The 14,915-nt window shown below is 70.0% G+C and carries 15 protein-coding genes; 9 read left to right on the top strand and 6 right to left on the bottom strand.

Annotated elements, in window-relative coordinates:
• Positions 1-24: 24 nt before the first annotated feature.
• Positions 25-546: a DinB family protein gene (locus BEK98_RS05350; RefSeq protein ID WP_094215216.1), complete on the bottom strand. Its 522-nt coding sequence runs from the start codon at positions 544-546 to the stop codon at positions 25-27.
• Between the two features lie 52 nt (positions 547-598).
• Between BEK98_RS05350 and BEK98_RS05345 the strand changes: the two genes are divergently transcribed.
• The 5 genes from BEK98_RS05345 (at position 599) to BEK98_RS05320 (ending at position 7,077) form a co-directional block, all read left to right on the top strand.
• Positions 599-1,384 carry a class I SAM-dependent methyltransferase gene (locus tag BEK98_RS05345; protein WP_094215721.1) on the top strand — a complete coding sequence of 262 codons (786 nt, stop codon included), beginning with the start codon at positions 599-601 and terminating at the stop codon, positions 1,382-1,384.
• A gap of 612 nt (positions 1,385-1,996) precedes the next feature.
• Positions 1,997-2,770 carry an isoprenyl transferase gene (locus BEK98_RS05340; RefSeq protein ID WP_094215215.1) on the top strand — a complete coding sequence of 258 codons (774 nt, stop codon included), beginning with the start codon at positions 1,997-1,999 and terminating at the stop codon, positions 2,768-2,770.
• 373 nt (positions 2,771-3,143) lie between these two features.
• Positions 3,144-4,469 carry an RNA 5'-3' helicase PhoH2 gene (phoH2, locus tag BEK98_RS05330; protein ID WP_094215213.1) on the top strand — a complete coding sequence of 442 codons (1,326 nt, stop codon included), beginning with the start codon at positions 3,144-3,146 and terminating at the stop codon, positions 4,467-4,469.
• A gap of 396 nt (positions 4,470-4,865) precedes the next feature.
• On the top strand, positions 4,866-5,564 hold the full coding sequence (locus tag BEK98_RS05325; protein ID WP_483027322.1) for an aggregation-promoting factor C-terminal-like domain-containing protein: 699 nt from the start codon (positions 4,866-4,868) through the stop codon (positions 5,562-5,564).
• A gap of 139 nt (positions 5,565-5,703) precedes the next feature.
• A complete protein-coding gene (locus BEK98_RS05320; protein WP_094215211.1) occupies positions 5,704-7,077 on the top strand; it encodes an AI-2E family transporter in 1,374 nt (457 codons plus the stop codon).
• Positions 7,078-7,098: 21 nt separating this feature from the next.
• Here the strand turns inward: BEK98_RS05320 and BEK98_RS05315 are convergent, their stop codons facing one another.
• On the bottom strand, positions 7,099-7,632 hold the full coding sequence (locus BEK98_RS05315; RefSeq protein ID WP_094215210.1) for an alkyl hydroperoxide reductase: 534 nt from the start codon (positions 7,630-7,632) through the stop codon (positions 7,099-7,101).
• Positions 7,633-7,635: 3 nt separating this feature from the next.
• Positions 7,636-8,190, bottom strand: a complete 555-nt coding sequence (locus BEK98_RS05310) for a peroxiredoxin (RefSeq protein WP_094215209.1) — start codon at positions 8,188-8,190, stop codon at positions 7,636-7,638.
• Positions 8,191-8,326: 136 nt separating this feature from the next.
• Between BEK98_RS05310 and BEK98_RS05305 the strand changes: the two genes are divergently transcribed.
• The 4 genes from BEK98_RS05305 to BEK98_RS05290 all read left to right on the top strand — a co-directional run bounded on the left by BEK98_RS05305 (position 8,327) and on the right by BEK98_RS05290 (position 11,245).
• The gene (locus tag BEK98_RS05305) at positions 8,327-9,280 is read left to right on the top strand and encodes a LysR substrate-binding domain-containing protein (RefSeq protein ID WP_094215208.1); all 954 of its coding nucleotides are present in this window, start codon (positions 8,327-8,329) and stop codon (positions 9,278-9,280) included.
• A 190-nt stretch (positions 9,281-9,470) separates the two neighbouring features.
• The gene (locus tag BEK98_RS05300) at positions 9,471-10,364 is read left to right on the top strand and encodes a MarR family transcriptional regulator (RefSeq protein WP_094215207.1); all 894 of its coding nucleotides are present in this window, start codon (positions 9,471-9,473) and stop codon (positions 10,362-10,364) included.
• Positions 10,365-10,425: 61 nt separating this feature from the next.
• Complete coding sequence (locus BEK98_RS05295; protein WP_208643014.1) at positions 10,426-10,812, top strand: roadblock/LC7 domain-containing protein; 387 nt, start codon at positions 10,426-10,428, stop codon at positions 10,810-10,812.
• A gap of 4 nt (positions 10,813-10,816) precedes the next feature.
• Positions 10,817-11,245: a hypothetical protein gene (locus tag BEK98_RS05290; protein ID WP_094215206.1), complete on the top strand. Its 429-nt coding sequence runs from the start codon at positions 10,817-10,819 to the stop codon at positions 11,243-11,245.
• Between the two features lie 51 nt (positions 11,246-11,296).
• Here BEK98_RS05290 and BEK98_RS05285 read toward each other — a convergent pair whose 3' ends face one another.
• The 3 genes from BEK98_RS05285 to BEK98_RS05275 form a co-directional block, all read right to left on the bottom strand.
• Positions 11,297-13,615 carry an ABC transporter permease gene (locus BEK98_RS05285; protein ID WP_094215205.1) on the bottom strand — a complete coding sequence of 773 codons (2,319 nt, stop codon included), beginning with the start codon at positions 13,613-13,615 and terminating at the stop codon, positions 11,297-11,299.
• A 65-nt stretch (positions 13,616-13,680) separates the two neighbouring features.
• Positions 13,681-14,370 carry an ABC transporter ATP-binding protein gene (locus tag BEK98_RS05280; protein ID WP_094215204.1) on the bottom strand — a complete coding sequence of 230 codons (690 nt, stop codon included), beginning with the start codon at positions 14,368-14,370 and terminating at the stop codon, positions 13,681-13,683.
• Positions 14,367-14,891 carry a PadR family transcriptional regulator gene (locus BEK98_RS05275; protein WP_094215203.1) on the bottom strand — a complete coding sequence of 175 codons (525 nt, stop codon included), beginning with the start codon at positions 14,889-14,891 and terminating at the stop codon, positions 14,367-14,369. The genes BEK98_RS05280 and BEK98_RS05275 overlap by 4 nt, the downstream gene beginning before the upstream one ends.
• Between the last annotated feature and the right edge of the window lie 24 nt (positions 14,892-14,915).

The following is a 14,915-nucleotide window of genomic DNA, read 5'->3' as shown; positions in this document are numbered from 1 at the left end:
CGGTGACGGCCCCGGACCGCCCGGTCAGTCCCCGGCGGTGGCCGTGGCCGGGCGGTGGTCGCCCGTCGCCCCGTCGATCAGCTCGCGCAGGATGTCCATGTGGCCGGCGTGCCGGGCCGTCTCCTCGATCATGTGGACGAGGGTCCAGCGCAGCGAGACCGTGTGGTCGCGCCAGGCGGGGCGGCCCGAGGCGTCCAGGGACAGCTCGGTGATCGTACGGTCGGCGGCGGCGCGGGCGCGGCCGTAGAAGGCGACGATCTGTTCGGTCGTCTCGTCGGGGGACACGCTCATGTCCTCGTCCTTGTACGGGTCGAACCACAGAGGTTCCCCCTCCCGCCCGAACGTCTCCACGAACCAGCCGTACTCGACCGAGGCCAGATGCTTGACCAGGCCGAGCAGCGTCGTCCCGGTCGGCGTCATGGGCCGGCGCAGCTGCTCGTCGTCCAGCCCGTCCAGCTTCCAGAGCACGGCGTCCCGGTGCCGGTCCAGGCTCGCGTGCAGGATGTCCTTCTCTCCGGCGGTGTAGCCGGCTGCAGAGGTCGTCATGTCCGCGGAAATTAGCAGGCCCCACCGACAACGCCCTGCGACCATGGCGTTCATGGCAGAGCAACGATCCTTTGACGCGCTCGTGGCCGAGGGCGCCGCCGTGCCCACCGAGGGCTGGGACTTCTCCTGGTTCGAGGGGCGGGCCACCGAGGCGCGGCCGTCCTGGGGGTACGCACCGTCGGCGGGGGAGCGGCTGGCCCGGGCCGAGGCCGCGCTCGACATCCAGACCGGGGGCGGCGAGGTGCTCGACTTCGCCCTGGGCCGGGCGGGGGCGGCCCGGCCGGTGCTGGTCGCGGCCACGGAGGGCTGGCCGCCGAACGTCGCCAAGGCCACCGCCCTGCTGCGGCCGCGCGGTGTGGTGGTCGTCGCCGCACCGGACGACGCGCCGCTGCCGTTCGCCGACGAGGCCTTCGACCTGGTGCTCAGCCGTCACCCGGTGCGCCCGGACTGGGCGGAGATCGCCCGGGTGCTGCGGCCCGGCGGTACGTACTTCGCCCAGCACGTGGGGCCCAGCAGCGTGTTCGAGCTGGTGGAGTACTTCCTCGGGCGTCAGCCGGACGCCGTGCGCGGCGGCCGTGACCCCGAGCGGGAGCGGAAGGACGCGGAGGCGGCGGGCCTGGAGGTGGTGGACCTGCGGGCGGAGCGGCTGCGGATGGAGTTCCACGACATCGCGGCCGTCGTGCACTTCCTGCGCAAGGTCGTCTGGATGGTCCCCGGCTTCACCGTCGAGGCGTACGAGCCCCAACTGCGCTCCCTGCACGAGCGGATCGAGAAGGAGGGGCCTTTCGTTGCGCACAGCTCACGCCATCTCTTCGACGTCCGGAAGTCGACCCCCTGATGAACGGGGCAAAGAGGGTATTTCGCCGCCTGGTTCATCCTGAGTTTCCTCACGGTTTCCACATCGTTATCGCCCGCGGTTCACATCCGTCCCACCCGTCACGTAAGTTCAGACCAAGGTAATTCGCGCCAGCAAAGCTGTGCGGGCGGCACCGCGCAGCGGAGGGGGCTGCGCGGTGCTGCGATACCAGGCGGAACGCGTACCGGAACCGTCAAGTCACCGTTCGCTGGCCGGGTAGCCCGTCGGAGGGACCCCGGACAACTCGCCGAACCATCACCAAGACGGCCCAAACCCTCTTGATCACTCCATATGCGGCCCGATCCCCTGGGATTCCGCTGTGAATCGGCCATGAAATGCCCCTGAATCCATCGTTCCGCGCGCACCGGGGCGTCGCCGGATGATTTCGGAGAGTAGTTGTATCGCGCCGATGCACACACCATCCCTTACGAAGGGTTATGGTGGAAACCCCCCCTCGGGCCGGTCCGTCTCCCCCCCACGGACCGGCCCGTTTTTTCTTGGGGAACGTGGAAGCAGGGGGCGAGCGTCCCCACTCAAGGGGCGAAGCCGAACCCAGGGGTACCCTCAAACCCCGCCCAACCCCCGGAGGGTCCCGTGAACGTGCGCGACACGCTGCGCAGCCTGCTCGTCAGGCTCTACGCACGCCGGGTGGAAGGCCACCTGGACCACACCCAGGTGCCCAAGCACATCGGCGTCATCATGGACGGCAACCGCCGCTGGGCGAAGGCGGCCGGCTCCACCACGGTCCACGGCCACCGGGTCGGTGCCGAGAAGATCGAGGAGTTCCTCGGCTGGTGCACCGAGACCGATGTCGAGGTCGTCACTCTCTGGCTGCTGTCCACGGACAACTTCGACCGCCCGCAGGATGAGCTGGGCCCCCTGCTCGGCATCATCGAGGACGTGGTCCGCACCCTCGCCGCCGACGGCCGCTGGCGGGTGCACCATGTCGGCACCCTCGATCTGCTGCCGTCCGGGATGCAGCGCACCCTCAAGGAGGCCGAGGAGACCACCGCCCACGTCGACGGGATAGTGGTCAACGTGGCCATCGGCTACGGCGGCCGCCAGGAGATCGCCGACGCGGTGCGCTCCATGCTCCTCGACGCCCGGGACAAGGGCGTGTCGATGGAGGACCTCGCCGAGTCCGTCGACATCGACATGATCGGCCGTCACCTCTACACCGGCGCCCAGCCCGACCCGGACCTGGTGATCCGCACCAGCGGCGAGCAGCGGCTGTCCGGATTCATGCTGTGGCAGACCGCCCATTCCGAGTACTACTTCTGTGAAGTCTTCTGGCCGGCCTTCCGGAAGGTCGACTTCCTGCGTGCGCTGCGCGACTACGCCGCACGCCACCGCCGTTACGGCGGCTGAGCCGCCTCGAACGCCCCGTCCGTGACCATTGCGGCGGGGCGTTCGGTTCACCCCGGTTGGGGCGCAAGTAACAAGGAGTTCACCAGGGCGCTGTTGGCCGCTTTTGCATGGCGGTGCATGTTCGAGGGCATAAGCCAAGCAGGTCGACGCCCGAACCACGGGCGTCGGATCTCAGCGGGCGGCACGGGGCCGTCCGCCCGGGAGGCCCTTTGCACCAGCCCGACCGTGCCGTCACTGCACGGAAGCAGCCGCGGAGGTCCGGTGTCCGGCCCGCCGTTCGCGGGGGCCAGGGACCGGTCGCAATGTTCCCTCCCTCCCGGCCCGGCTTCCACTTCGTCGCTCCCCGACCTCATCCGAGGGGGTACGTCCTTCCGTGGTGACCAGCACAAAGCGCCACAAGCCCGACCGGCGCACGTATGTTCTCGACACCAGCGTCCTGCTGGCCGACCCGAACGCCCTGACCCGCTTCGACGAGCACGAGGTCGTGCTCCCCATCGTCGTGGTCACGGAACTGGAGGCCAAGCGGCACCATCCCGAACTCGGGTACTTCGCCCGGCAGGCCCTGCGCCTGCTGGACGACTACCGGGTGAAGCACGGTCGCCTCGATGCCCCCATCCCGATCGGGGAACTCGGCGGCACCGTGCGTGTCGAGCTCAACCACTCGGACCCCAGCGTTCTGCCGACCGGCTACCGCCTGGGGGACAACGACTCCCGCATCCTGGCGGTGGCCCGCAATCTGCAGGCCGAGGGGTTCGACGTCACCGTCGTGTCGAAGGACCTGCCGCTCAGGATCAAGGCGTCCTCCGTCGGCCTGCTGGCCGAGGAGTACCGCGCCGAACTCGCCATCACGGAGAACTCCGGCTGGACCGGAATGTCCGAACTGACACTCTCCGGCGAGCAGGTGGACCTCCTCTTCGAGGAAGGGCATGTGTACGTCCCGGAGGTCTCCGGCCTCCCCGTGCACACTGGCCTGACCATCCAGTCCGAGCGCGGCAAGGCGCTCGGCCGGATCTCCGCCGAGGGCAACGTCCGCCTGGTGCGCGGCGACCGGGAGGCGTTCGGCATCAAGGGCCGCAGCGCCGAGCAGCGCATCGCGCTCGATCTGCTGCTCGACCCGGACGTCGGCATCGTCTCGATGGGCGGCCGGGCCGGCACCGGCAAGTCGGCGCTCGCGCTGTGCGCCGGCCTGGAGGCGGTCCTGGAGCGCCGCCAGCACCAGAAGGTGATGGTCTTCCGGCCGCTGTACGCGGTGGGCGGGCAGGAGCTGGGCTATCTGCCGGGCAGCGAGGCGGAGAAGATGAGCCCCTGGGCTCAGGCCGTCTTCGACACGCTCTCCGCGGTCACCAGCCGTGAGGTCATCGAGGAGGTCACCGCGCGCGGGATGCTGGAGGTCCTGCCCCTCACGCACATCCGGGGCCGGTCGCTGCACGACGCGTTCGTGATCGTCGACGAGGCGCAGTCGCTGGAACGGAACGTCCTGCTGACCGTTCTGTCCCGAATCGGCGCGAACTCGCGGGTCGTTCTGACCCATGACGTGGCACAGCGGGACAATCTGCGCGTCGGTCGCTACGACGGTGTGGTCGCCGTCGTGGAGAAGCTGAAGGGACATCCGCTCTTCGCGCATGTCACGCTGACCCGGTCCGAGAGGTCCCAGATCGCGGCCCTTGTGACCGAAATGCTCGAAGAAGGGCATATCTGAGCAAGCCCAGTTGGCGCCGTCCGGCAAAGGCCCCAGAGCCTAGCCGGGCGGCGCCTTCGCGTGTGGCGGTTTCCTGAAATACCCGGGGGCAAACGGGATGTGAGCTTTCACACGCAACTCAGAATTGCCACGCGCAGTCGGGTTACGGCAGAGTCTCACTCCTGTCAGGCCCCGCATACGACACACCTGTACCCCCAGCGGTACGGCACCACAGAAGCACCACCTTCAACTCCATAGAGTCGTCGTATGCCGCCCGAGCATCACGCGGCGCTCCCCTCGCGGGAGTTGCCCACCGGGCCCGCGCCTCCCGTGACCCCGCAGTTGGGAGGCCAGTGTCAGGGGGCACGATTGCGTCCGCCAGGGTCACCGAAGCGGGCGATGCTGGAAGGAAACCGTGTGAGCCGGATTTCGGTCCGGGGATTCGCAGTGGCCTCGGCCACCGCGGTCACCGCCGTCGGAAGCGTCGTCGGAGTTGCCTCGGGCAGCGTCGCGCAGAACAACAACGACGCTGAGGCGACGGCTGCCGACACCACGCTTCTCGCGGACATACCCGCGGGTCAGCAGGCCCAGGTGCAGACCGCGTCCCTGACGCAGCAGGCCGACGCTCAGGCCATCGCCGCGGACGCGAGCGCCAAGAAGGACGCCGAGGCAGCCGCCCGCAAGGCCGCCGCCGACACCGCGGTCGCCAAGAAGGCCGCCGCCGAGCAGGCCGCCAAGGAAGCCAAGGAGCGCGCCGAGGCGAAGGCCGCGGCCAGCCGCGACGACGTCCGCGACTCCTCCAGCTTCCCGACGCAGAGCAGCTACTCCGTCGCGCAGATCCAGGCGATGGCGCGTCAGATGGTGGCGAGCGGCCAGTTCCAGTGCTTCAGCAACATCGTGGACCACGAGTCCAGCTGGAACTACCACGCCGTCAACGCCTCCTCCGGTGCCTACGGCCTCTTCCAGGCCCTGCCCGGCTCCAAGATGTCGTCCGCCGGCGCCGACTGGCAGACCAACCCGGCCACCCAGATCAAGTGGGGCCTCAACTACATGAACAGCCGCTACGGCAGCCCCTGTGAGGCGTGGTCGTTCTGGCAGGCCAACCACTGGTATTAGGCCGCCCGGCTTTCACTCAACCTCGCGCAGCCCCTCCCCGTCCTTAGGGGAGGGGCTTTCGCCCTGTACGGTCGTACCCGAACGACTCCAGGGGGGAGTGGTGGCGGACACCCGGGGACGCGGGGGAAGAGGACGGATCATGTCGCGAGTGCCAGGGTGGCTCGGCCGGCTCGGTGCCGGACTGACCGAGATGAGCGAGCGGCTGGACGAGCGCCGCGCCGAGGTGGAGAAGGACACCGCACCCGAACCCGCCCTCGCCGAGCACACCGCCGACCCGGTGGTGGTGCCCGCCCCCCGGCCGGCCGTTCCGGCCGGTCCCCGCCCCGACCCCGCCGAGGCCGTGCCCTGGGGTGTGCGCGTCGCGGCCGAGGCCGGCTGGCGGCTGCTGGTCCTCGCCGGCACCGTCTGGGTCCTCATGCGGGTCATCAGCGCCGTACAGCTGGTGGTCTTCGCCTTCGTCATCGCCCTGCTGATCACCGCGCTGCTCCAGCCGACGGTCGCCCGGCTCAGGCGCCGCGGGGTGCCGCGCGGCCTGGCCACCGCGATGACCGCCATCCTCGGCTTCGTCGTCATGGGCCTGATGGGCTGGTTCGTGACCTGGCAGGTCATGGAGAACATCGACACGCTCTCCAACCAGATCCAGAGCGGCATCGACGACCTGCGCAACTGGCTGCTGAAGAGCCCCTTCCACGTCACCGACAAGCAGATCAACCAGATCGCCAAGAACCTCCGTGAGGCGATCGGCGCCAACGCCGACCAGATAACGTCGGCCGGCCTGGAGGGCGTCCAGGTCATCGTCGAGGCCCTGACCGGCATCCTGCTGGTGTTCTTCTCGACGCTGTTCCTGCTCTACGACGGCGAGCGCATCTGGCAGTGGTCCCTCAAGCTGGTGCCCGCAGCCGCCCGCCCGGGCGTGGCCGGCGCCGGCCCGCGCGCCTGGCGCACCCTGACGGCCTACGTCCGCGGCACGGTCCTGGTCGCCCTCATCGACGCCATCTTCATCGGCATGGGCATCTACTTCCTCGACGTGCCGATGGCCGTTCCGCTGGCCGTCTTCATCTTCCTGTTCTCCTTCATCCCGCTCGTGGGCGCGGTCGCCTCCGGCGCGCTCGCGGTGATCGTGGCGCTGGTGACCCAGGGCGTCTTCACGGCCGTCATGACCCTCGTCGTGGTCCTCGCCGTCCAGCAGATCGAGGGCCACGTCCTGCAGCCGTTCATCCTGGGCCGCGCGGTCCGCGTCCACCCGCTCGCCGTGGTCCTCACGGTGGCGGCCGGCGCCATGGTGGCGGGCATCGGCGGCGCGGTGGTGGCCGTACCGCTGGTGGCGGTGACGAACACGGTGGTCGGGTACTTGCGCCAGTATTCGCAGGAAGTCCAGCAACAACCAGCCCGTCCGGGGGTGCCCCCTCTGGAGGAGCTTGAGGACGAGGCCGTTCAGGCCGAAGGGGGGTCTGGGGGCGCAGCCCCCAGGGGCGCCCAGGAAAACACCGAGGGCCTCGCCCACCAAGAGTGAGCGAGGCCCCGGCACGGCGGCCTACTCAGCGAGCAGCGCCTCCGCGTCCAGCGTGACGCCGACCGCCTGGATCACGGACGCGATCTTGAACGCCTCCTGGACGACCTCACGGTCGACCCCGGCCTTGCGCAGCACCTGCTCGTGCGAGTCCAGGCACAGCCCGCAGCCGTTGATCGCGGAGACCGCGAACGACCACAGCTCGAAGTCGACCTTCTCGACACCGGGGTTGCCGATGACGTTCATCCGCAGACCCGCGCGCAGGGTGCCGTACTCGTGGTCGGACAGCAGGTGCCGGGTGCGGTAGAAGACGTTGTTCATGGCCATGATCGCGGCCGCGGACTTGGCCGCGGTGTACGCCTCCGGCGTGAGGTTCGCCTTCGCCTCGGGCGCCAGCTCGCGCAGCACGATCGGGGAGCGGGAGGCGATGGCGGTCGCCAGCACCGTGCCCCACAGCTGCTGCGCGGGCAGGTCGGAGTTGCCGATGACCGAGCCCAGGTTGAGCTTCAGGTCCTTGGCGTAGTCCGGAACGCGGGACTTCAGCGAGTCGAGCGACATGGGTCACTCACCGGCCAGCAGCGCGACCGGGTCGAGCGTCTCGTCGCCCTTGGACCAGTTGCAGGGGCACAGCTCGTCGGTCTGCAGGGCGTCCAGGACCCGCAGGACCTCCTTGGGGTTACGGCCGACGGAGCCGGCGGTCACCATGGAGAACTGGATCTCGTTGTTCTGGTCGACGATGAAGACGGCACGCTTGGCGAAGCCGTCCTCGCCCTCGATGCCCAGGTCGCGCATCAGCTCGTGCTTGGAGTCGGCCATCATCGGGAACGGCAGGTCGCGCAGGTCGTCGTGGTCCTTGCGCCAGGCGTGGTGGACGAACTCGGAGTCACCGGAGAAGCCGAGGACCTGGGCGTCACGGTCGGCGAACTCGTCGTTCAGCTTGCCGAACGCGGCGATCTCGGTCGGGCACACGAAGGTGAAGTCCTTGGGCCACGCGAAGACGATCTTCCACTTGCCCTCGTAGGTCTTGTGGTTGATCGTGTCGAACTCCTCGCCCTTCTCCAGCGAGACGCAGGCGGTCAGTTCGAACTCGGGGAACTTGTCACCGACAGTGAGCACTAGCTCTCCTTGCAGCGAAGAAAAGCCCCTTTTGAGGGCGTTTTCTCGTATGGGTTGGACGTCGTCGATGGTGTCACAGGGTGCATTGATTCGGGAAATAGCTACACTCGGATGTGTTGATCGGAGGTAGCTATCAGTGACCATCAGTAACGGCAAGCGGAAGCAGCCGAGCCTCGCGCAGCTGCGTGCCTTCGCCGCCGTGGCCGAGCATCTGCACTTCCGGGACGCGGCGGCCGCCATCGGGATGAGCCAGCCCGCCCTGTCCGGCGCGGTCTCGGCGCTGGAGGAGACCCTGGGCGTGACCCTCCTGGAGCGTACGACCCGCAAGGTGCTGCTCTCGCCCGCCGGCGAGCGGCTGGCCGTACGGGCGAAGGCGGTGCTGGACGAGGTCGGGGCGCTGCTGGAGGAGGCCGAGGCGGTCCGGGCGCCGTTCACCGGAGCGCTGCGACTCGGGGTCATCCCGACCGTCGCGCCGTACCTGCTGCCCACGGTGCTGCGACTCGTCCACGAGCGGTACCCGCAGCTCGACCTCCAGGTGCACGAGGAGCAGACCGCGAACCTCGTCGACGGCCTGAACTCCGGCCGGCTCGACCTGCTGCTGCTGGCCGTCCCGCTCGGTGTGCCCGGGGTCGTGGAACTCCCGCTCTTCGACGAGGACTTCGTGCTCGTCACCCCGCTGGACCACCGGCTCGGCGGCCGCGAGGGCATCCCGCGCGAGGCCCTGAAGGAACTCAACCTGCTGCTCCTGGACGAGGGTCACTGCCTGCGCGACCAGGCCCTGGACATCTGCCGGGAGGCCGGGCGGGAGGACGCGCCGGTCACCACCACGGCCGCCGGGCTCTCCACCCTGGTCCAGCTCGTCGCGGGCGGCCTCGGCTGCACCCTGCTCCCGCGCACCGCCCTCAAGCTGGAGACCACCCGCAGCAACCAGCTCCTCACCGGCTCCTTCACCGAGCCCGCCCCGAGCCGCCGCATCGCCCTCGCCATGCGCACCGGCGCGGCCCGCGGCGCGGAGTACGAGGAGCTGGCGACCGCCCTGCGCGAGGCCCTGGGCCCGCTGCCCGTACGGGTGTGGGACGGCGACGCCTGAGAACCGGGCGTCCCCGGCGCCGGAAACGATCAAATGAGCTTCTGTCGAAGCGAGTTGGACGGCACCAACCGCCAACTTCCGTCAGCTGGGGACAGGTCGGAAAGGCCTGGCCGAAATATGCCTACGAACTGATACACATACCCCCTCAGTGCGACGCCTCACGCGTCTGTGCGAAGAGCCAAGGGGAGTGATGGCGGACGTTCGGGACGCCCTGGGCCGGGTCGGCTACGACCGGCTGGCGCACGCCCTCATGGCCTGCGGGCACGCGGAGTTCACCGGGGAGCTGCGGGTGTCCGGACGGCCCGGCGGTGCCTTCCACCTGCGGGACGGACTCGTGGTGGCGGCCGAGAGCCCCGGTGCCCCGGGCCCGGACGTACTGCTGCTGCGCACCGACCGTATCGACGCCGAGCGGTGGGCCGAGCTGGTGCGGGAGTCCGACGGGGCACGCTGGCCGGCCGCGGAGCTGGTCGCCCGCGGCTACGCCGGGGCCGCTCAGCTCAGGGTGGTCTGCGTGATGGCGCTCCAGGACGCCGCCTTCGCCATCGTCGCGGGCCGGGTGGACGGCTGCGAACGCGTCGCCGGCACCGAGCCGCACGCCCCGGTCGCCGTCGGCGAGCCCCCGGCCCGGCTGGTGCAGGACGCGGCCCGCAAGCTCGCCGCCCTTGCCACGCTGCCGTACCCGGTGCGCCCCGACCGGGAACGCCCGCTGCCCGGCGCACCGACGGGCCGCCCGCTCACCGAGCTGCAACAGGAGTTGCTCGCCCACGCCGACGGCCGCCGCACCGCGCGGGACCTGGCCTTCCGTGTCGGCCGGGGTGTCTACACCGTCACGGTGGAGGTCGCGCGGATGCTCGCCGAGGGGTTCCTGGAGTGCGCCCCCACGCCCGCGGAGATCCCGGTCCGGCTGCCACCGGAGGTGGGGGCCGTACGACACCGTGAACCGCCGCCCGAGCCGCCTCCCGCGCCCACCGTCCTGCCACGCCGTGAGCCCGGCGCCAGCGGCATCACCGAAGCCCTCGCCCCGTCCAAGCACGGGACGAGCTGGAGAGGGTTCTTCCGTCTACGCCACCAAGCCGCCGAGTGAGAGGGGCGGACGGCCCGCCGCAACGGCTGAACCCGTACAGAGAACAAGGGAGTTCCACCAGATGAATCGTGAAGCGCTGGCGCTGGAGATGCGCGGGCTTCGGGAACAGGTGACCGGCATCACCGACACCGCCGTCGCGGCCGCCGACGGACTGCTCATCGCGTCCGACACCGCCGAGTCGATCGACCCGGAGGGGCTCGCGGCCCTCGCCGCGGCCGGCCTCGGCCTCGCCCGCCGCACCACCGAGGCCACCGCGCGCGGAGTGCTGCGGCAGACGGTGGCCTACGGCAGCCACGGCTGCGCCGCGTTCTACGCCGTCGGCGACACGGCGTTGATGGTCGTGCTCGGTGACGAGGGACTCGACCTGGAGCGCCTGCACCGGGCGACCCGGCCGGCCCTCGACCGCATCGGCTCGATCCTCACCGAGAAGACCACCGAAGGAGTGTGAAGGGATGGCGACGAAGCGTATGACCCCGGGTTTCTCCGACCAGGTGATGAGTCTGGTCAAGTCACTGCGTTCGAACTCACCCGACTGTGTCGCGGCCGGCGTGGTCGACATGTCCACCGGCATGCTGCTGTCGTACGAGACCGTCGACAACCACCCGCCCGAGGTCCTGGACCTGCTGGCCGGGGCCACGCTCGACCTGTTCCAGGGGCGTACGGTCGTGATGATCGAGGACATCTTCAAGGAGCGCCGCGGGGTCGCCGACGACACCCACTTCTTCCAGGAGATCCTCGTCAACAGCGAGAACCTCACCCACCTGTTCGTCAGGATGAACGAGCAGCAGGACGTCGTCGCGGTCATCGTGTGCCGTAAGTCGGTGAACGTCGGCATGCTGCTGGCCCAGGCGCGCAGGGTGGTGCGCGAGCACAGCCTCTGAGGAACCAGGCTTGGGCCCCTCCCGGCGGGAGGGGCCCAAGCGGTGGGTCCGCTACTCGGTGCGCAGGCCCTCCGGGCGCATCAGGCGCCACAGCGGGGGCAGGCTGAGCAGGGTGACCACGAGGACGACCGTCGCGCCGATGCCGCTCATCGTCAGCACGCTCGCCCAGTCGACGCCCACCGTCGCACCCACCATCTTCAGCAGCACCGCGCCCAGCGTCAGCCCCACGGTCGAGGCGAGCAGCAGGCCGAGCGCGATCGGGATCGCCGTCTGCCACAGCACCGACAGGCTCAGGGTGCGCCGCCGGGTGCCGAAGGCGATCAGCGCCGACAGCAGCATCTTGCGCTCGCGCAACTGCTCCAGCTGGGACACCAGCAGGCTCGCGCCGATCAGCGCCAGCACACAGGTGGCACCGACGAGCAGGCCGGTCCGGATGGAGGTGAACTTCGTGGACTGCTCGTTGGCCGCCCACACGATCGAGTCCGCCAGCGGGTCGATCCGAGCCGCCGTGTTGCGGACGTATTCGTGCACGTCCGGTACCGACTCGTCGAGCGACAGGTACACCTGACCGCTGACCAGCCCGGTCATCCGGTGCGGCAGGGCGGCGGGGGTCATCAGGAAGCCGCTGTACACGTTCTCGTTCGGGCCCTTGATCGCACGGACCTGCTGCAGGCCGCTCGGCACGGGCCAGACGAGGTCCGGGCCCTTGGAGAAGCCGTCGCCGGTGTCGAAGTAGAGCTTGCGGCCCGGCCTGGCGAGCTTCGCCGTGTCGGCGTCCATGCCCCTGTCGCCGCCCCGCGCCACGAAGACGTCCCCGTCGTGGCAGGACGTCAGCCGCGCCACCTCGCGCAGCGCGGCGCAGTCGCCGACGGTCACGCTCGAGGAGGTGCCGGGAGCGCCCTTGCTGTTCCAGCTCCGGTCGCCGACTTGGAGAGTGCCGAGCGCGGTGGCCTTGCGTACGCCCTTGGTGGCGGAGAACTTCTCTGCGGCCGAGATGAACGCGCCGCCCCGCAAATTCTGGACCTGCATCTGCGTCTGCTCGACGTTCTGGCCGGTGACCTTGGTGTAGTCGCTCTCGACGCCCGCGAACAGCATCTGCAGGGCGACCGCCCCGGCCACCGCGACCGCGATGCCGTTCACCATGCGGGCCGCCGAGCCGCTGTTCAACTGCAGCCGCCGTACCGCCAGTTGCCAGGCGACATTGCCCGTGCCTAGCCGGGCGACCACGGCCTCGACGACCCACGGCAGCAGCGCGGTCACGCCGACGAGCAGCAGCAGGACACCGCCGATCACCAGGTACTGGTTGAACTCGCCGTTCGACCGGCCCTGGCCGATCATCGGGGCGAGCATCGCGAGGCCGCCCAGCGGCAGCAGCAGCCGCCACCACAGCCGGCGCCGCGAGGGCTTGGCCGTGCGGACCACGCCCAGCGGCTCGATGACCACCCCGCGCATCGCGAACAGGGTGACCAGCACCGCTGCCGCCGGGACGGTGACGGCGACCAGCAGGGCCAGCGCGGGTGTCGGGTTGAGATAGCTGGGGAACACGCTGATGCCCAGGATCTCGACCGAACCCGCGAGATGACGGCCCAGCAGGAAGAAGACGGTGCCGAAGACCAGCCCGACCAGGGAACCCGCGAGCGCCTCGCCCGCGGCGATCCGCCGGGTCATCCGGCTGTCGGAGCCGACCAGCCGCAGCGCGGCCAGCCTGCGGTCGCGCCGCTCGCCGCCGAACCGTACGGCCGCGGCGATGAACACGGCGACCGGCATCAGCAGCACCACGAACACGACCAGGATCAGCAGGATGAGCACGGGGTCCGTCTTGTCGGGCGGGCTCGGATGCGGATTCCCGAACGCGGTGATCCGGGCCGTCTGCCAGCCGTCGATGCGCGGTGTCAGGTTCTTCGCACCGGCGTAGTAGGCGAGTTCGTGCGAGCCGATGAGCCCGGGCTCGCCGATGGTCCCGACCACCCGGTACGGCAGCCGGTCGCGCAGCAGCTTCCCGTCGGCGGAGTCGAGCAGCCGCTTCAGCGCCGGGGAGACGACCATGTCGCCCGGTGCCGGGTACGTGGCCAGGCCCGGTGCGAGCGGCGCCCGCGGTCCCTCGGGCTCCACCAGCCGGCCGCGGATGTCGGAGCCGTGGTAGTTCGAGTTGGCGTCCGAGATCACCAGGGTGTCGGCGGCCTTCGGCTTGTGCTTCTGGTCGTAGGTGTAGTCGAGGCGGGCCTCGTCCCGGTCGTGCCGTACCGCCAGGGCGTTCGGTATGGCGGTCGTGAGCAGCAGCAGCGCGACGCCGAGCCCGACACCGACCGCCGTCAGCAGCACCCGGACCCAGCCCTCACGTCCGCCGGCGAAGGCGAACCGACCCCCCATGGCCAGATCCCTGGACCTCCCCCACGCTCGGCTTCGCTCGCGCGGGAGGTGCCCCCTCCGAACGTTCATACAGCCCGCTCCATGTCCCGGGACTTCCCGTCGCGCACGACGACCTCGCGGTCGGAGTAGGCGGCCACCCGGGCCTCGTGCGTGACCAGTACCACGGCCGCGTTGGTCGACCGGGCCGCGTCGGTCAGCAGCTCCATCACGCGCTCGCCGTTGAGGGAGTCCAGCGCGCCGGTCGGCTCGTCGGCGAACAGCACCCGGGGCCCGGTGACCAGCGCCCGCGCCACCGCCACACGCTGTCCCTGACCACCGGAGACCTCACCCGGCCGCTTGTCCTTGAGGTTGTCGACCTCGAGGCGCTCCATCCAGCCCAGTGCCGCCTTCTCGGCCGCCTTGCGGGAGGTTCCGTTCAGCCGCAGCGGAAGCGCCACGTTCTCCACACAGGTGAGTTCCGGGACGAGCTGCCCGAACTGGAAGACGAAGCCGAACTCGGACCGCCGGAGCGCACTGCGCTGGGCGTCGCTCATCGTCGCGAGTTCCTGCCCGTTGTACGTGATCGAGCCCGAGTCCGGCGGCACGATCCCCGCGAGGCAGTGCAGCAGGGTCGACTTGCCGGACCCGGAGGGGCCCATGATGGCGACGACCTCGCCGGGGTGGATGGAGAACCCGGCGCCGTCGAGCGCGAGCGTCGGGCCGTAGGCCTTGCGCAGGTCCTGGGCGATGAGCAGGGAACCAGCAGGAGAAGTCACTTGGTCACCTCCGCACGGAGCTTGTCGAGGCGCGCGGCGGTCAGTTCGAGCCAGCGCAGGTCGGCCTCCAGGTGGAACAGGGCGTGGTCGCAGATCAGCTGGTCCGCGAGGTCGCCCTTGCGCTTGCGGTCGGTCAGGATCCGCATGCTGCGCAGGTGCTCGGAGCGCTGGGTGTCGAGGATGTCGGCCGCGTTCCGGTGGGTCAGCAGCGCCAGGACGACCTTGGTGTAGAGGGTCGACTGGAGGTACTCCGCCGGCTCCTCCGGGGTCGCGAGCCAGCGCTCGACGTCTGTGACGCCGGCGTCGGTGATGGCGTACCGCTTGCGCTCGGGTCCGCCGCCCGCCTCGATCCCGTCGACCTCCACGAGGCCGTTCTTCAGCAGCCGGGACATCGTCGAGTAGACCTGGCCGTAGTGCAGCGGCCGGTCGTGACCGAACTTCTCGTCGAAGGCCCGCTTCAGGTCGTAGCCGTGCCGGGGGCCGGACTCCAGGAGCCCTAGAAGGGTGTGACCGATGGACATGGCAGCACTCTACACATGGTGTAT

Origin of the sequence: Streptomyces diastatochromogenes, from assembly GCF_002242805.1 — a bacterium.
GTDB classification, from domain to species: domain Bacteria; phylum Actinomycetota; class Actinomycetes; order Streptomycetales; family Streptomycetaceae; genus Streptomyces; species Streptomyces diastatochromogenes.
The sequence above is the reverse complement of the archived record's forward strand: the minus strand, read 5'-3'. Positions and strand labels throughout refer to the sequence as shown.

Bases quoted from the DNA above. Each gene is read 5' to 3' on its own strand.
- BEK98_RS05350 (WP_094215216.1), bottom strand. From the start codon at position 546: ATGACGACCTCTGCAGCCGGCTACACCGCCGGAGAGAAGGACATCCTG.
- BEK98_RS05345 (WP_094215721.1), top strand. From the start codon at position 599: ATGGCAGAGCAACGATCCTTTGACGCGCTCGTGGCCGAGGGCGCCGCC.
- BEK98_RS05320 (WP_094215211.1), top strand. From the start codon at position 5,704: ATGTCGCGAGTGCCAGGGTGGCTCGGCCGGCTCGGTGCCGGACTGACC.
- BEK98_RS05315 (WP_094215210.1), bottom strand. From the start codon at position 7,632: ATGTCGCTCGACTCGCTGAAGTCCCGCGTTCCGGACTACGCCAAGGAC.
- BEK98_RS05300 (WP_094215207.1), top strand. From the start codon at position 9,471: ATGGCGGACGTTCGGGACGCCCTGGGCCGGGTCGGCTACGACCGGCTG.
- BEK98_RS05295 (WP_208643014.1), top strand. From the start codon at position 10,426: ATGAATCGTGAAGCGCTGGCGCTGGAGATGCGCGGGCTTCGGGAACAG.
- BEK98_RS05290 (WP_094215206.1), top strand. From the start codon at position 10,817: ATGGCGACGAAGCGTATGACCCCGGGTTTCTCCGACCAGGTGATGAGT.
- BEK98_RS05285 (WP_094215205.1), bottom strand. From the start codon at position 13,615: ATGGGGGGTCGGTTCGCCTTCGCCGGCGGACGTGAGGGCTGGGTCCGG.
- BEK98_RS05275 (WP_094215203.1), bottom strand. From the start codon at position 14,891: ATGTCCATCGGTCACACCCTTCTAGGGCTCCTGGAGTCCGGCCCCCGG.